Here is a 15,913-nt window from a genome sequence, read left to right as displayed (position 1 = left end):
TAGTTTCTAAATGCCCAGTATTACTGTATCTACATCAGCAAGATATCGGTTGGATTCCGCCGCCTTTGCTGAATTTTCGATTGCCTTGGCAAATTTAGCCAAAGAGATACTGCAAGCTAAAGACAATAATATCCACATTACTTATCTCACTGCTGAAATCGGCTATGGTACGCCGGTTTATGTCGAGGCAAAACTCAGACAAGAAATATTTCGTAGCGAGCCGGTGATGAATGAATTTTTACATCAGGTAGATTTGTTAATTAAAGAGAGGATCGGCGTTGTGGCGAGAATTCGCTGTTTCCTTTATCAAGCCAATAATATTTTCGCTAAAAATTAAAGGATAAAATATGAATGAAAAATTGCCAATGAAGGACCTTGGGGATGTCTTAGTGACTGCGGTTAGCGATGGCTACTTGCAGGTTGACTTCGGGCTACTGGCAAATGTAGATGAAACGGAGTGCAGGGCCATTCAGCAAAAATCCTGTCCTGAGGAACCAAATTCAGTTCATATCAATACCTTTTTAGTGCAACAGCAGGGGAAGAATATCCTCATTGATAGCGGTGCTGGTGGCATTAAAGGTTGGGGGGGCGGTTTAGTTAAGAATTTAGCTAAACTGGGCTTGCAACCAGATGATATTGATGCCGTTCTACTCACTCATGCTCATCCCGATCATATTGGTGGCCTGGTTAATGCTCAGGGAGAAGCTATATTTCCTCGCGCGGAGCTATTCATCAGTCGTGATGAATATGATTATCTGCAAGACGATAACCAGTTTGCGACGGTCAGCGATCGCGTTAAAGGTAATTTCCTGTTGGCGCGCAGCGTTTTTAAACAGTATCAAGATCGGCTTCAGTTAATTGATGATGGTGAAGTGCTTGCCGGCATACATGCTATTCCCTTGAAAGGCCATACACCTGGACATACCGGCTATAGCATTGTCGGGAGTCATAACAGCCTATTGATTTGGGGGGATATTGTGCATTTCCCACATATTCAGCTATTAAAGCCGGATGTCACTATCGCCTTTGATTATGATCCACAGTTGGCAGCGGAGACGCGTGCGCGCATCCTTGAGATGGCCAGCTCCGATCAAGTTCTTGTTGGCGGTATGCATTTTGGTCAGCAGGGTTTTGGTTATATTAAAAAGCTTAACACAGGATATTGCATTATTACCGATGAGTAATAGACATTAATCTGAGTCGATGCTGCTTTGCCGTTATTAATTTTTATACCAGTAATCATCTTTCTATTTCAGAATAACTTGGTGATATAAAAATACCATCTGTGGAGGAGTGTAATGAGTTCTGTAATAACAAAAGAAATGAGTAGTGATAAGCTTTACGGTGAAGCACATATCACGCCAGGGATGCAATCAATAGCGGCAGGAGCATTTTCAGTGCGGCCTAAGCTTCCTTCCATCACCGGAAGCAGGTTTTGGGCTGCTTTTTTAGTTTTTTTATTTCATGCATCACTGCCCAGCGATCTCGCCCCATTCGCCAATCCGACGATTCAACATATCTATACCGTTATTGTCGGTAAAGCTGGTTGGCTGGGAGTGTCATACTTCTTTATTTTGAGCGGGTTTATCATGGTATGGTCCGCGAAAGATACGGATACCGTTGGTGATTTTTATCTGCGGCGTTTTGCTAAAATTTATCCAACACATTTCCTGACATGGTTGGTTGCATTTTTAATTGGTGCAGTCAGTATTTATCAATATAAATTATGGTCGACCAATCTGCTGTTGGTGAATACCTGGTTTAACGATGTACATTACTTTTTCGTTGGTAACCGGCCGAGTTGGTCTTTATGCATCGAAGCTATGTTTTATCTCTCTTTTCCATTCCTTTACCGGATTATGAAGACGATCCCGACAAAGCATGATTTATTTGCTCTGTTGTTGGTCACAATGGCATCGTTAGCAGTCCAGGTTGCGATCTATCTGTGGGCTGAACCGAATAAAATGATGGGAGCATTCCCTATTTCTCAACATCATTTCTGGATTTCGTATATTTTCCCTCCGGCACGTATTTTTGAGTTTCTGGCCGGTATGTTTGCTGCACGACTACTCATCAATGGCCGGGCAATTATGTTGTCGAAAACGGTATCACTTGCCTTACTGGTGGCAACGTATATTGCTTCTATGTATATTCCATACCAATTTAGTATGAGTGTCGTATTTATCATTCCTGTTTGCTTGTTAATTACCTCTTTTGCCGGCGATGACTTGAAAACCAGGAAAACTGCATTGAATTCGCCAACCTCGGTTTGGTTAGGAGAGATCTCTTATGCATTCTATATGGTTCATTTCTTAGTACTGTTTTATTTTTTGAATTTAACGGCAGGGAGAAAGTTTGATTTAGCTGAAGGGATTGGGCTTATCGCTGTTGCTCTGGTTCTGTCAATTGCTTTCGCCGCTTTTTTATACAAATACTTCGAAGTACCGATGATGAAAACGATTCTGGCAAAGTTTCGGGAAAGAAGGTTGGTCAGCCTGCGCGAACCCTCATGATAACAGATTGAATATTCAGCATTTCTGGTGGGAGGCATGCGTCAATGAGATGCACTCCCACGCTTTACTGCTTAATCAGTATGAAAGCCGCAGCTTTCTACAAGATTTTCCTTGAATGACAACATATCCCCGCTAATCACCTTTACCGATCGTCTTCAATAGGTAGGTGTATTTTATAATGTGGTGCGAGCATAATTTATGCAGTTCATATGAGTTAGTTAATAACCGATATCGCGCAGCCGAGGATCCTGGAACACAGAGGTCATCATACCGGTGAATTTGGCGATATCCAGATAGGCACAGTCTGTTCGGTACACCAACTCTATTTTGAAGTCATTGAACTGCCCGGAGAGCTGATGAATCTTAATCTTGCTCTTAACTTCACTACTAATAGAACAGCGCAACACCAACGATACCCCTTTACCCGCGGCAATGCTTGAGAACAGCACTGGATAAGATCCGCATTCAACGACACGTTTTGGCGTGATATTGCCTTCATTGAACAGCACATTGAAGTTGCGCGTAGACGTTGCACATTTTTTACTACTGAGCAAAAAGACTTCGCCATCCAGACTGGAGATATCAGTAATGGGAGGTTGATTTTTGTCGGTGATAATTACCAGCTCGCTTGAGAGCAATATGGAACGTGCATGTTGTGTATTGGAAAATCCGGCGCCAATAATTACCGCATCAAATTCGTTTTTATCAAAGGCGCTGAGCAAACTAATTGTGTTGCCGATTGATATGTCGATGTTCCAGCCCAGCTCCTGGCCTAAATCAATCAAGGAACTAATAATATAGGGGGGTAAACATTCAATTATTCCAACTCTTATCGTCAACTGACTGCTTTTAGAGTAGGAAATGTTGTTTTTGCAATCGTCCGCCAGGTTCAGAATTTTGAGTGCATACTCATAAAGTATCTGGCCTTGCGCTGTGGGAGTGCATCCTTCGGTTTTCCTGTCTAACAGGGTGACATCCAGGTTGTCCTCGAGACTTCGTATTCGGTGGGAAATGCTTGATTGCACTCGATTCAGGCGCTCTGCGGCTTGGGTTATATTCCCTGTCTCCACCACCGTCACGAACGCAAGAAGTTCACTTAGCTTCATTTGAGACCTCATGCTAAAGGTTAGTTTAATGTTGCAATGGTATTTATAATTTGTGACGTTTGTTTTGTCATCATGTTTCTAATTGCCAGTGTTGGTAGTGCTGGCAAGAGAGCGTCACAGCGAAGACGTTCGACATCAATAAGCTTATTCGTATATCAATTCGTATGCCCTGAATCTCCATTGCAATGAGCCATGCTCTGTTGAATATCATTAAGGTATCAATCTTTTCGATGAATACCTCGATTTTATTCGCTGGTTTTTTATTGCTGCGCCAATTACGATTTATTCAGTAAGGCCAATTATTCATTTTATAATCAAGTGGTTACGCATCCTCTTGTATTCAGTCATCTCGCTTTTCTGGCCTTTATTACTCGTATTGATGAAACCTTCATTTCGTTTATGGGATAAAACATGGCGCACGCTGAGTTTGATAAAATAATGATCGATCTGGTTGATTATGCCTACGAGCAAACAGCCTTTAATAATGAGACGCTCCGGATGGCGCGTTTTTGTCTGCTGGATTCAATTGGCTGCGCGATAGCCGCCTCTACAGATGCCGACTGTTCCAGACTCATGCGCAGCGCGCAATTCAGTCGCAACCCTCAGGGGGTCCCGGTCATGGGGACGCCATTGCGGTTAGGGCCAATCGAAGCGGCTTTTCAAATTGGTTCGATGATCCGCTGGCTTGAGTTTAACGATACCTGGCTGGCGCAAGAGTGGGGACATCCGTCCGATAACCTTGGGGCAATCCTGGCCGCTGCCGCGTGGCGGAGCCTCTCCGATAGCGCCCAGCCAGAGGTAAGTATGGCGGCGGTTCTGAACACCATGATCAGGGCGTATGAAATTCATGGCGTACTGTGCCTGTCGAACTGTTTTAATGCGCTAGGTATTGATCATGTCGTGCTGGTCAAGGTGGCTTCGGCGATTGCAGCCGCACAGATCATGGGATTATCGAAGGATCAGGCGCTGAGTGCGCTTTCCAACGTGATTATTGATGGCCATGCGCTCAGAACTTACCGACATGCACCTAATGCAGGCACCCGTAAATCATGGGCCGCCGGCGATGCCACAGCTCGCGGACTGCAATTGGCGCTGTTTGCCCAGGCAGATGAAATGGGGTATCCGACGGCGTTAACGGCTAAACGCTGGGGATTTGATGACGCGGTGCTACGCGGTCAGTCGTTCAACCTGACGCGAGATCTCTCAGACTTCGTCATCAATAATATATTGTTTAAAGTTCCCAATCCTGCTGAATATCATGCTCAGACCGCGGTCGAGGCGGCAATTAACCTGCGTGGAAAAATACTTGCCGCCGGTTATTCACCTGAATCAATCGAATATGTTCGCGTAGAAACGACGCGTCCGGCGATTCAAATTATTGATAAATCAGGTGTGCTGAATAACTCAGCCGATCGCGACCACTGCCTGCAATATATGGTAGCGGTAGGGCTACAAACTGGAAATCTGACGATTAGGGATTTCCATGAGCCATTGGCCTGCGATCCGCAACTGGAAGCCTTACGCCACAAAATTACCTGCACTGAACGTCCTTCTTTTACCGAAAGCTACTACGACCCAGAAAAACGCGCGATCCCGAATGCGCTGTACATTAAATGTCGTGGAATGACGGAGGAGATTGCCGAGCTTATTGAATATCCGCTTGGTCACGTCCGCCGTCGTGAGGAGTGTTTTGACGCACTGTTAACCAAATTCCATCTGAATCTTTCAGACAGCCCGCTCCGCGATCGGGCGGACAGACTGGCCGATATCCTGACCACTGGCCCGGCGCTTGAGACTATGTCTGTTAATGAGTTCCTGAAACTTTTTTCCTGGCATTAATCCATTTCTGAATCATTGACATAAATTTATAACGCTAAAGGTGAATGAAGTGAAAAAGGCAATACTGGTTGGCTGTGGTGCAGAGATTGGCGCAAATCTGTTGATTCAAAACGATCCGCAGAATGATGGTTTCGTGGTGCAGACCGTAGTAACGAATCCGCCTGCTACTGATAAACACTATCCGGAGTTACGTCCGATTGATGGCATTGTGGCGCGTCTGGCGATGGCGCAACCTGGCATTCAATCCCGGGTCGAGATAATAAATGACGATACGCTGCAAATTGACGGTCGTGAAATTCATTTCTTCTTTGGCGATTTAGCCAAAGTGTGCCCACCCGTTAACGGGCGCTTTGATATCGGTTTTATTGCCACCAGCAAACAGGATATGGATCAGCACAGTCCTGTGGCTCGCAACATGCAGGAGCTGGCTAATGTAGTGCTGGGTGTCGCTGAGGCTGATAGCCTAAAAAGTATTTATGGCTGCCTTGGCGATCTGACGAGTGACGATATCAGTACGATTCAGCGTAAGGTAGTAAGTTCTGGTATGTACTGTCTGGGTTCCTGCCAGACCAATGGGATGCATGCTTCATTACGTGTTGTGGTTGAGGCACTAAATGCTATCCATGGCAACGCTTCGCAAATTGTGTCGGTTGAAACCGATATTGTGCATCCAGATACGCCGAATGGCGTACTTGGCACTCGCTCCTTTGAAGGCCGTATGCAGGATGCTCGCGACAATCTGCGTCCCAGCTTCTCGCAAATTGCCATGAGCCAGAAAAAAGTTATGCCGTGGGCGCCGTTGGTGAATACGGTGTCGCTTCGCGCGCCAGTTCATGCCCCTGGCTATCAGATTAACCGCTTTATCGTCGAAGATAACGGTGCTTTAACGACTGGTTTAATTGAAGCCGCTATTGAGCGCGTGAACAAGCTGCATCCTCATGTAGTGATGGCCTCGCGGTCGCCTCTTGGGGGACGCGCTTATGCTTATGAGCGCCGCTGTTCGACAATTCTCTCTGACGCTAACCATTTACTCATTCTTCGACCCGCATATCTGGCGAAGCAGAATCTGAGCGAAGTGATTATCCAGTCCTTTGTTAACAATTCGGTAGGGTATACCGCAGTTGTTCGCGCCGTTGCGCGCAATATTGCCCAAGGTCTACCGGTGGCAACCTTTCAGGAGATTGAAAAATGACACGTTCCCATACCGTTGATTTTTTAAATTCTGGTTTTGTGGTGAAAACCGCCATGTCTCCTGATTTTAATAGCAAGCTAAAGGCTGAGGTTGAGCAAATCCGCGCGTTACATGCTCTTTATCCGGAACTGATGGTGCCGGTGTTACACGAGGGAGTTGCCGCCGGACGTCAGTTTTATGTTCTGGAAAAGAAAGCCTCACTTCCGCTATCGGCTATCGTGCTTGATGAACAAAGGACGCTCGCGGCGCGGCGCAAAATAGTTCTGAATGCCCTGGAGAACATCCAAACCGCGATTGGACTGGAGATAGAAAACCAACCTGCACGGGTCAGCGATATGCCTGCCAGGTTGCAGGAGGAGTGGGAAGCTACGCGATTTGCGCACGATCTGTTTGATAAACCGGTTTTACTGAATGGCGTCCGTTTTAGCATTACCGCCAGAGAGGTTATCGAAAAAGCGATCGAGATGGCGCGTGGTGAAGAATTTCGATCGGTAGAAAAGGCTCATTTCAATTTTCACTTTGGCAACGTGCTTTATGACGAAGAACGTTCATTGACTCATTTCATCGATCCTGATTTTTCCGTCAGTGGCCTCGATCCCCTTTTCGGCTTTTCGCGCTTTGCTTTTTCGTTCTGGCATGAGCTGGCAGCCGAGGTTGAAGACGCAGTGAAAATGGTACCGATGTCTGACGCACTCATGTTTGTTCTGGCGAAACAGGATTACGGCAATATTCTCAGCGAAATTCCGGAAATTGGCGGTATTTCCGGGCTGCTGCCGATAATGGGCGAGAATATGCGTCATCGCTTTTATGTCCTCACCGCTTACTGCTTCCTCAGGAGCATCCGTATTAATGGCAGCAAGCAGCCGTGGAAAACGCCGCGCTCTCCGGTTATCGCCCGGCCTGAGGAGGTACTTATGCTTGGGATGCTGACCTATCTCGAAGGGGCGAGCGTCGCGAGCGAAAGTCTGTGCGCGTAATTTCATTCTAATAAAGGACCTGCGGATATGTCGTTGGTAAGTAGTAGTACTCTTGATCAAGGTTTTGAGGCGCCGAGGCGCTATTTAGCCGCCGCGGCCATATTAATTGGCGTGCTGATGGCGGCGCTGGATAGCTCTATTGTCAATATCGCATTGCCCACCATTGCCAGTGCGTTACAGGTCGATTCGGCGTCCAGTATCTGGATCACCAACGGCTATCAGGTAGCCAGCGCGGCGACGATGCTGATTTGCGCGTCCCTGGGCAGCAGAATCGGTGAGAAGCGTTTTTACACGGCGGGAATGGTGTTATTTACGCTCTCTTCGCTGGGCTGTAGCCTTGCGCCGACCTTTGGCGTACTGGTTACCATGCGGATACTACAAGGGGTAAGTTATGCGGTCATGATAAGCGTGGGGCTGGGATTATATCGGGTTATTTTTCCACCTCGCGCGCTAGGAACGATATTCGGGCTGAATGCGCTGGCCTTTGCGGTTGGCACGGCAATCGGTCCGGCGTTGGGCGGACTTATCATTTCGTATCTTTCCTGGCCGTGGCTTTTCTATATCAATATCCCGCTTGGCGGCGCTGCGATTATTTTCTCCCTGATTTCATTAGGGGCGGATAACGAAAAGGAGAAGGGCTTTGATTGGGCAGGGGCTCTGAGTTCGGCAGCAGCATTGGGCTTGATGGTGGTGGCAGTCGATCAAATTGGCCGCTGGGAGAGCCTGACGCTTATCTATTGCGCGGCGGCGTCAGTGGCGTTATTTGCTTTCTTTATTATCGTCCAGACACGAGCAAAGCACCCCTTATTGCCGCTTGATATATTTCGTTCACGGCAATATAGCTTTGCGGTGCTTTCATCCGTCTCTATGTTCGTGGCTCAGGGAATGGCGCTGGTCGGCTTACCGTTTGTGTTGCAACATAGCTATCACTATTCAGTGCTTGAATCGGCGTTTATCTTTACGCCGTGGCCGGTGGCTGTCGCCTTCTGCGCCCCGGTAGCGGGAAGACTGTCAAACCGTTTTAATCCGACGCAAATTTCTACCGTCGGGGTGGTTATCTTTTGTCTTGGCTTAGGGTCGTTGGCGCTATTGCCGCACGCCGCGACGGTGAATGATTTCTTGTGGCGCGTTGCCGTTTGCGGGGTGGGGTATGGCTTATTCCTGCCGCCAAACAACAAGGAGATGTTTGCCAATGTTTCAGCAAATCGCACGGTAACGGCCTCCGGCGTACTATCAACGGCCAGGACGACAGGGCAGTCCATCGGTGCGGCGCTGGTGGCGATGGTCATTGCGCTGTTGAACGGCTTAACCGGCCCAGGCGGCGCACAGTTTGCCGTTTATGTGTTTGGCTTCGCCTGCGCTATTGCGGCAATATCCTCTATTGCCAGCACCTTACGCTTGCATCGCTAAAGAAGGGAATGCCGGTAGTGGTGAAAATGCAACCGCTACTGGCATGTTCGATTATGTGTTTTTAGCATTTTTACCCGCTTAGCTCCGGTATAAAATTTTTAATACATTCAGCAAAACAGATTGTTTTCTTTCGTTATAATAAGGCACTTGAATGCGCTGACGCCCGGACTGGACCTGCTTTCTGATGCTGGACATACAAAATATCGCCTGCCTGCGGGATGAACGAACCCTTTTTACCCACTTATCGTTTTCGGTACAGCCAGGCGAGATTATTCAAATTTCAGGCCCCAACGGCGCGGGAAAAACCTCGTTATTACATCTCTTAACCGGGTTATCGACGCCAGAAGAAGGGGAAATTCTCTGGCAGGGAAAACCGCTGCGGCGTACTCGCGATAGCTGGCACGCGCAGCTCTTATGGCTCGGTCATCAGGTTGGTGTGAAAGGGGCGCTCACGGCGGACGAAAATCTGCGCTTTTACCATCCCGAGGCGACCATTGAGGCGCGCTGGCAGGCGCTGGCGCAGGTTGAGCTGGTGGGCTTTGAAGATGTTCAGGTAGCGCAACTCTCCGCCGGGCAACAGCGGCGCGTCGCGCTGGCGAGACTATGGCTCAGCCGGGCGACGTTCTGGATTTTAGATGAACCCTTCACCGCGCTCGATGCGGCTGGCGTACAAACGCTGACCACCCGGCTGGAGCAGCACGTCGGCCAGGGCGGTGCGGTCATCCTGACCACCCATCAACCCCTGCGCCCGCTCTGCGTTCCCTTACGCACGATTATGTTGAGCGACGATGAGGCGATCGCGGCATGATCAAGCAGATATTCTGGCGCGACCTGCGCCTTGCCTTTCGCAATTACGCCGAAATTATCAACCCGCTGTGGTTTTTCCTGATTATTATCACCCTGTTCCCCCTCAGTATCGGCCCTGAACCGCAGCTGCTCCGGCAGATTGCGCCGGGCATTGTGTGGGTGGCGGCGCTGCTCTCTTCGCTGCTGGCAATGGACCGGCTGTTTCGCGATGACTGGCTGGATGGCTCGCTGCAGCAAATGATGCTGATGCCGGTACCGCTGTCGCTGGTGGTGCTGGCAAAGATTGCGGCGCATTGGGTGGTCTCCGGGCTGCCGCTGCTGATAATCTCTCCGCTGATCGCCATGTTATTTGGACTTTCGACGGCGGAGTGGCAGGTGCTGGCCCTGACGCTATTGATGGGCACGCCAACGCTGAGCTTTATTGGCGCCATCGGCGTGGGGCTGACCGTCGGCCTTCGGCGCGGCGGCGTATTGCTGAGCCTGCTGGTGCTGCCGCTGATGATTCCGTTACTGATTTTCGCCACCGCCGCCGTGGGCGCGGCGCAGATGCAGTTACCGGTTGACGGCTATATGGCCATCCTTGGCGCCTTTCTGGCAGGAAGCGCCACTTTAAGTCCGTTTGCTACCGCGGCGGCACTCAGAATTAGCGTGCAATAATTCCCGTTCCCTCGGGGCAATGAGGCAAAAAAAATGTGGAAAGTGTTACATCAACTCGCCATTCCAGAGCGCCTGTATAGCGTATGCGGACGATGCATTCCGCTGATGGCTATCCTCAGCGCGCTGTTTCTGGTGGTGGGCTGCGTCTGGGGATTTGTCTACGCCCCGGCAGATTATCAACAGGGTGAAAGCTATCGCATCATGTATCTGCACGTCCCGGCGGCGATGTGGTCGATGGGGATTTACGGCTCAATGGCCGTCACCGCTTTTGTCGGCCTGGTCTGGCAGATGAAAATGGCGGATAAAGCGGTGATGGCGATGGCGCTGCCAGGCGCGGTTTATACCTTTATTGCGCTGGTGACCGGTTCCGCGTGGGGAAAACCGATGTGGGGAACCTGGTGGGTGTGGGATGCGCGTCTGACATCCGAACTGGTCCTGCTGTTTTTATACGTCGGGGTGATTGGCCTGTATCACGCTTTTGACGATCGCCGGCTGGCCGGGCGCGCCGCCGGGATACTGGTGCTGGTCGGGGTGGTCAACCTGCCGATTATTCATTATTCCGTGGAGTGGTGGAACACCCTGCATCAGGGCTCGACCAATATGCAGAAAACCATCGACCCGTCGATGCGCATGCCGTTGCGTTTAACCATTTTCGGTTTCTTATTCCTCTTTATTACTCTGACATTAATGCGTATGCGTAATTTAATTCTGTTGCAGGAGCGCCGCCGCCCGTGGGTCGTGGCGCTGGCTGGCGCAAGTAAGCGTGAGGAGAACTCATGACCAGCGCTTTTCACTCCTGGAGCGATTTCTGGCAGATGGGCGGCTACGCCTTTTATGTCTGGCTGGCGGTTGCAGTGACGGTCATCGCGCTGCTGATTTTGTTCATCCACACCCGCTGGCAGCGCCGGGCGCTACTGGCGGATATACGCCGGCAGATGGCGCGCGAGCGCCGGGTATCGGCGGCGCGTAAGCAAAGGTCAATGAAGGGAGATGCGTTGTGAATCCTCGGCGTAAAGTACGTCTCTGGCTCGCCTGCGGAGTGATTGGGGGGCTGGCGCTGACCGTTGGTCTGGTGATGTATGCATTAAGCTCCAATATCGATCTCTTCTATACACCGGGCGAAGTGATATACGGCAAACGGGAAAATGGCCAGAAGCCAGAGCCGGGGCAGCGTCTACGTATCGGCGGCATGGTGATGCCCGGCAGCGTGAAGCGTGACGATAAAACCCTCGATGTGACCTTCAAACTCTATGATGCCCGCGGCGTCGTCGAGGTGAGCTATACCGGGATCCTGCCGGCGTTGTTCCGCGAAGGGCAGGGGGTCGTAGCCCAGGGGACGCTGCAGGACGGGACGCATATCCGCGCGAAAGAAGTGCTGGCGAAACACGATGAAAATTACACCCCTCCGGAAGTGAAAGAAGCGATGGAAGAGAATCATCATCCGGCTGAGAAGCCGCAGGGAGCCGCGCAATGATCCCTGAAATCGGCCTCTTCCTGCTGTGCCTGGCATTGGGCATTTCCTGCCTGCTGGCGCTATTTCCCTCCTGGGGCGCGATGCGGCAGGATGCGCGGATGATGGCGCTGGCGAAGCCGCTGTCGGTAGCGATGTTTGCCGCCATCCTCGGGGCGTTTCTCATTCTGGTGTACGCCTTTGTGGTGAATGACTTCACCGTTCTGTATGTCGTCAGTAACTCGAATACGCTGCTGCCGGTGTGGTATCGCGTCGCGGCGACCTGGGGGGCGCACGAGGGATCGTTGTTGCTGTGGGTATTGCTGATGAGCGGCTGGACCTGCGCGGTCGCGGCCCTGAGCCGTAATATTCCGCTGGAGGCCTCTTCACGGGTGCTGGCGGTGATGGGGATGATCTCCTTCTGCTTCCTGGCGTTTATCCTGCTGACCTCAAATCCGTTCGTGCGCACGCTACCTGATTTCCCCATCGAAGGGCGCGATCTGAACCCGATGCTGCAGGATATCGGGCTGATCTTCCACCCGCCTATGCTGTACATGGGCTACGTGGGCTTCTCCGTGGCTTTCGCTTTCGCCATTGCGTCGCTGATGACCGGGCGTCTTGATAGCGCGTGGGCGCGCTGGTCACGCCCGTGGACGCTGGCGGCGTGGAGCTTTCTGACGGTCGGTATCGTGCTGGGGTCGGCGTGGGCCTATTATGAGCTCGGCTGGGGCGGCTGGTGGTTCTGGGATCCGGTAGAAAACGCCTCCCTGATGCCGTGGCTGGCGGGAACCGCGCTGATCCACTCGCTATCGGTCACCGAAAAGCGCGGCAGCTTTAAATCCTGGACCGTGCTGCTGGCGATTCTGGCGTTCTCGCTGTGCCTGCTGGGCACTTTCCTGGTGCGTTCCGGGGTACTGATTTCCGTACACTCCTTCGCTTCTGATCCTACGCGCGGCATGTTTATTCTGGCGCTGCTGGTGATCACTATCGGCGGTTCGCTGCTGTTATTCGCCATCAAAGGCGGCAAGGTACGCTCCCGGGTGCGTCACGAACTGTGGTCGCGCGAGTCGCTGCTGCTGGGCAACAATGTGCTGCTGATTGCCGCCATGCTGGTGGTACTGCTGGGAACGCTGCTGCCGCTGATACACAAGCTACTAGGCCTGGGCAGCATTTCTATCGGCGAGCCGTTCTTTAATTCCCTCTTTATTGCGCTGATGATCCCGTTCTCGCTGCTGCTTGGTATCGGGCCGCTGGTGCGCTGGCGTCGCGATGAATTCCACAAGCTGCGTAAGCGACTGCTGATTGCCGCGGTGGTTGCCATCGTACTGGCCATCGCACTGCCGTGGCTGATGCAGGATCGTATTAAAGCCATGACCGTGGTTGGCCTGCTGATGTCGCTATGGGCATTCGTGCTTACCGTGATGGAAGTGGTGGAGCGCGCCACCGACCGCCATCCCTTCTGGCGCGGGTTGACCCGCCTCGGACGCAGTCACTGGGGAATGGTCGCCGGCCACGTAGGGCTGGTGGTCACCGTCATTGGCATCGCCTTCAGTCAGAATTACAGCATCGAACGTGACGTGCGGATGAAGCCGGGCGATAGCGTCGATATCCACCAGTATCACTTTGTGTTCCGTGACGTGCGGGATATCACCGGGCCGAACTACTTCGGCGGTGAAGGGGTGATCGAAGTTTCTCAAAATGGCCGTCACGTGAGTACGCTGCGGGCGGAAAAACGCATTTACAGCAGCAGCCGGATGGAAATGACCGAAGCCGCCATCGACGGCGGGCTGGTACGCGACCTGTACGCTGCGCTGGGTGAAGAGCTGGCCGACGGTAGCTGGGCGGTGCGCTTGTACTATAAACCTTTTGTTCGCTGGATCTGGTTCGGCGGGATGTTAATGGCGTTTGGCGGCGTGCTGTGCATTCTGGACCCACGTTACCGCTTACGTAAATCACTGCCGGAGAACGCGTCATGAACCGCAAAGTCTTATATTTACCGCTGGCTATCTTTCTGATTCTGGCGGCGGCGCTGATGTGGCAACTAATGCGCAACAGCGACGGCGACGATCCTACCGTGCTTGAATCGGCGCTGGTGGGTAAGCCTCTGCCGGATTTCCGCCTGGCGTCACTGGAAAAACCGGATGTCATGCTGGATCCCTCTAACATTATCAATGGTAAGCCGGTGCTGATTAACGTCTGGGCCACCTGGTGCCCCACCTGTCGGGCGGAGCATCAGTATTTACGCTCCCTGGCGGCGCAGGGTATTCGCATCGTTGGCATCAACTATAAAGACGATCGCCAGAAAGCGGTGAACTGGCTGCACGAATTGGGCAACCCGTATGCGCTGGGGGTGTTTGACGGCGACGGTATGCTGGGGCTGGATCTTGGCGTGTATGGCGCGCCGGAAACTTTCCTCATCGACGGCAAAGGCATTATCCGCTACCGCCATGCCGGCGATGTGAACGAGCGGGTCTGGCAGCAGGAGATTCTGCCGCTGTGGAATAAATATAGCCAGCAGGGGGGCGCGTGAAATATCTGCTCATCACTTTACTGACGGCGCTGCTCTCGTTTCAGGCGCTGGCGGCGATTGATACCTATCCATTTAAAGATGAAGCCCAGGAGCAGCAGTTCCGCCAGTTGACCGAACAGCTACGCTGCCCGAAATGCCAGAACAACAGTATTGCCGATTCGAACTCGATGATTGCCGCCGACATGCGCAAAAAGGTCTGGCAATTGATGGAGCAGGGACAAAGCAATCAGCAAATCACCGATTACATGGTGGCGCGCTACGGCAACTTCGTGACCTACGAACCGCCGGTGACCCCCGCGACGATTATCCTCTGGCTGCTGCCGGCTTGTTTCGTTGTGGGCGGCGCGCTGGTGATTTTCCGTTTAAGCCGTCGCTCACGGGCTGAACGCATCAGCGAGCTGAGCGCGCAGGAACAGGAACGCTTAAAGGCGCTGCTTGATGACAATAAAAGGACCCTGAAATGATTGTCGCTTTGCTCATCATGTTGGTGTTACTGCTGGGAACCGCGGCGCTGCTGTTTATTCCGTGGAGCGGCAGGCAGCGCGTTGACCGCAATACCATGAACCATATGATTTATCGGGCGCGCCTGCAGGAGCTTGATGAGGATCTTTCAGCGGTGAACGCGGCGCAGCAACAGCAGCTGGTTGACGATTTACGCTTGAATTTATTGGAAGATTTGCCTGAATCTGCCGAAACGAATCACAAAAATAGTAGTTATTGGGTGTATATTCTTGGGGTTATTATACTAACCTCTTTATGCGTAGGGGTTTTTATCCGAACGAGTTACATGACCCGCGTGGTTGAGTGGCAGCAAGTTGTCCAGCAAACGCCGCAGCTGATGCAGCGGGTGATGGATCCGCAGGGCAAACCGTTGTCGGAAGAAGAGCTGTTTCGACTGGCGCTGGGGTTACGTACCCGCCTGCAGCAATACCCGGCCGACCAGCTGAGCTGGACGATGCTCGGCAGGCTGCAACTGGTGCTCAATAATCCAGGCGCCGCGTTACAGGCGTTTGATAAGGCACGACAGCTGGCGCCAGGCAACGCCGATGCGCAGCTGGGATACACCGAAGCGTTACTTCACTCTACGGATCCCAACGATAGCCGTGAAGCCCAGCAACTGCTCGATACGTTGCTGAAGAATAATCATAACGATGTGCGGGTGCTTAGCCTCGCGGCGTTTAACGCCTTTGAACATCAGCAGTATGACAAAGCGATCGCGGCGTGGCAGCTGATGCTGCAACTGTTACCGGCGGATGATACTCAACGTGAAATTATCATTCGTAGTATTGACCGGGCGAAAAAAGAACAAGCCGCTACACTGAAATAATTAAAATAACGTGAGTATTGCTCGAAGGCATATTGGATTTGCAATGGGTTATCGCTCTGAAATCACAGGATAATCATCCCCGGCTGATTATCCTGGCTCCGAAAA

The 15,913-nt window shown here is 51.6% G+C and carries 17 protein-coding genes; 16 read left to right on the top strand and 1 reads right to left on the bottom strand.

Annotated features, from left to right (window positions below):
• The first annotated feature begins 10 nt into the window (after window positions 1-10).
• The 3 genes from PGR09_RS10725 to PGR09_RS10715 all read left to right on the top strand — a co-directional run bounded on the left by PGR09_RS10725 (window position 11) and on the right by PGR09_RS10715 (window position 2,513).
• Window positions 11-337, top strand: coding sequence for a hypothetical protein (locus tag PGR09_RS10725; RefSeq protein WP_045395158.1), 327 nt, complete (start codon window positions 11-13; stop codon window positions 335-337).
• Between the two features lie 10 nt (window positions 338-347).
• Complete coding sequence (locus PGR09_RS10720) at window positions 348-1,184, top strand: MBL fold metallo-hydrolase (protein ID WP_047044388.1); 837 nt, start codon at window positions 348-350, stop codon at window positions 1,182-1,184.
• 114 nt (window positions 1,185-1,298) lie between these two features.
• Window positions 1,299-2,513, top strand: a complete 1,215-nt coding sequence (locus PGR09_RS10715) for an acyltransferase family protein (protein WP_047078457.1) — start codon at window positions 1,299-1,301, stop codon at window positions 2,511-2,513.
• 218 nt (window positions 2,514-2,731) lie between these two features.
• Here PGR09_RS10715 and PGR09_RS10710 read toward each other — a convergent pair whose 3' ends face one another.
• The gene (locus PGR09_RS10710; RefSeq protein ID WP_045395153.1) at window positions 2,732-3,619 is read right to left on the bottom strand and encodes a LysR family transcriptional regulator; all 888 of its coding nucleotides are present in this window, start codon (window positions 3,617-3,619) and stop codon (window positions 2,732-2,734) included.
• Window positions 3,620-4,030: 411 nt separating this feature from the next.
• On the opposite strand from PGR09_RS10710, the gene PGR09_RS10705 reads away from it, so the two are divergent.
• The 13 genes from PGR09_RS10705 (at window position 4,031) to ccmI (ending at window position 15,808) form a co-directional block, all read left to right on the top strand.
• Window positions 4,031-5,458, top strand: a complete 1,428-nt coding sequence (locus PGR09_RS10705) for a bifunctional 2-methylcitrate dehydratase/aconitate hydratase (protein WP_047044395.1) — start codon at window positions 4,031-4,033, stop codon at window positions 5,456-5,458.
• Between the two features lie 49 nt (window positions 5,459-5,507).
• Window positions 5,508-6,650 carry a hypothetical protein gene (locus PGR09_RS10700; protein ID WP_045395149.1) on the top strand — a complete coding sequence of 381 codons (1,143 nt, stop codon included), beginning with the start codon at window positions 5,508-5,510 and terminating at the stop codon, window positions 6,648-6,650.
• Window positions 6,647-7,627 (top strand): hypothetical protein, encoded by a 981-nt coding sequence (locus PGR09_RS10695; RefSeq protein ID WP_047044398.1) that lies wholly within the window; start codon window positions 6,647-6,649, stop codon window positions 7,625-7,627. Before PGR09_RS10700 ends, PGR09_RS10695 begins: the two co-directional genes overlap by 4 nt.
• Before the next feature lie 27 nt (window positions 7,628-7,654).
• Complete coding sequence (locus tag PGR09_RS10690; protein ID WP_047050258.1) at window positions 7,655-9,037, top strand: MFS transporter; 1,383 nt, start codon at window positions 7,655-7,657, stop codon at window positions 9,035-9,037.
• Window positions 9,038-9,221: 184 nt separating this feature from the next.
• Window positions 9,222-9,845, top strand: a complete 624-nt coding sequence (gene ccmA, locus PGR09_RS10685) for a cytochrome c biogenesis heme-transporting ATPase CcmA (protein WP_430916132.1) — start codon at window positions 9,222-9,224, stop codon at window positions 9,843-9,845.
• A complete protein-coding gene (gene ccmB / locus PGR09_RS10680; RefSeq protein WP_045378271.1) occupies window positions 9,842-10,501 on the top strand; it encodes a heme exporter protein CcmB in 660 nt (219 codons plus the stop codon). Before ccmA ends, ccmB begins: the two co-directional genes overlap by 4 nt.
• Before the next feature lie 33 nt (window positions 10,502-10,534).
• Complete coding sequence (locus PGR09_RS10675) at window positions 10,535-11,281, top strand: heme ABC transporter permease (protein WP_045378274.1); 747 nt, start codon at window positions 10,535-10,537, stop codon at window positions 11,279-11,281.
• The gene (ccmD, locus tag PGR09_RS10670) at window positions 11,278-11,502 is read left to right on the top strand and encodes a heme exporter protein CcmD (RefSeq protein WP_045395139.1); all 225 of its coding nucleotides are present in this window, start codon (window positions 11,278-11,280) and stop codon (window positions 11,500-11,502) included. The genes PGR09_RS10675 and ccmD overlap by 4 nt, the downstream gene beginning before the upstream one ends.
• Window positions 11,499-11,975, top strand: coding sequence for a cytochrome c maturation protein CcmE (gene ccmE, locus PGR09_RS10665; protein WP_015703212.1), 477 nt, complete (start codon window positions 11,499-11,501; stop codon window positions 11,973-11,975). Before ccmD ends, ccmE begins: the two co-directional genes overlap by 4 nt.
• Window positions 11,972-13,927, top strand: coding sequence for a heme lyase CcmF/NrfE family subunit (locus tag PGR09_RS10660; RefSeq protein ID WP_047066758.1), 1,956 nt, complete (start codon window positions 11,972-11,974; stop codon window positions 13,925-13,927). Before ccmE ends, PGR09_RS10660 begins: the two co-directional genes overlap by 4 nt.
• Window positions 13,924-14,481, top strand: coding sequence for a DsbE family thiol:disulfide interchange protein (locus PGR09_RS10655; RefSeq protein WP_015370115.1), 558 nt, complete (start codon window positions 13,924-13,926; stop codon window positions 14,479-14,481). Before PGR09_RS10660 ends, PGR09_RS10655 begins: the two co-directional genes overlap by 4 nt.
• A complete protein-coding gene (locus PGR09_RS10650) occupies window positions 14,478-14,945 on the top strand; it encodes a cytochrome c-type biogenesis protein (protein WP_015370116.1) in 468 nt (155 codons plus the stop codon). Before PGR09_RS10655 ends, PGR09_RS10650 begins: the two co-directional genes overlap by 4 nt.
• The gene (gene ccmI / locus PGR09_RS10645) at window positions 14,942-15,808 is read left to right on the top strand and encodes a c-type cytochrome biogenesis protein CcmI (RefSeq protein ID WP_045395133.1); all 867 of its coding nucleotides are present in this window, start codon (window positions 14,942-14,944) and stop codon (window positions 15,806-15,808) included. Before PGR09_RS10650 ends, ccmI begins: the two co-directional genes overlap by 4 nt.
• Window positions 15,809-15,913 lie beyond the last annotated feature (105 nt).

This window comes from Klebsiella sp. 141251, assembly GCF_050600725.1.
Lineage (GTDB): Bacteria > Pseudomonadota > Gammaproteobacteria > Enterobacterales > Enterobacteriaceae > Klebsiella > Klebsiella aerogenes.
The sequence above is the reverse complement of the archived record's forward strand: the minus strand, read 5'-3'. Positions and strand labels throughout refer to the sequence as shown.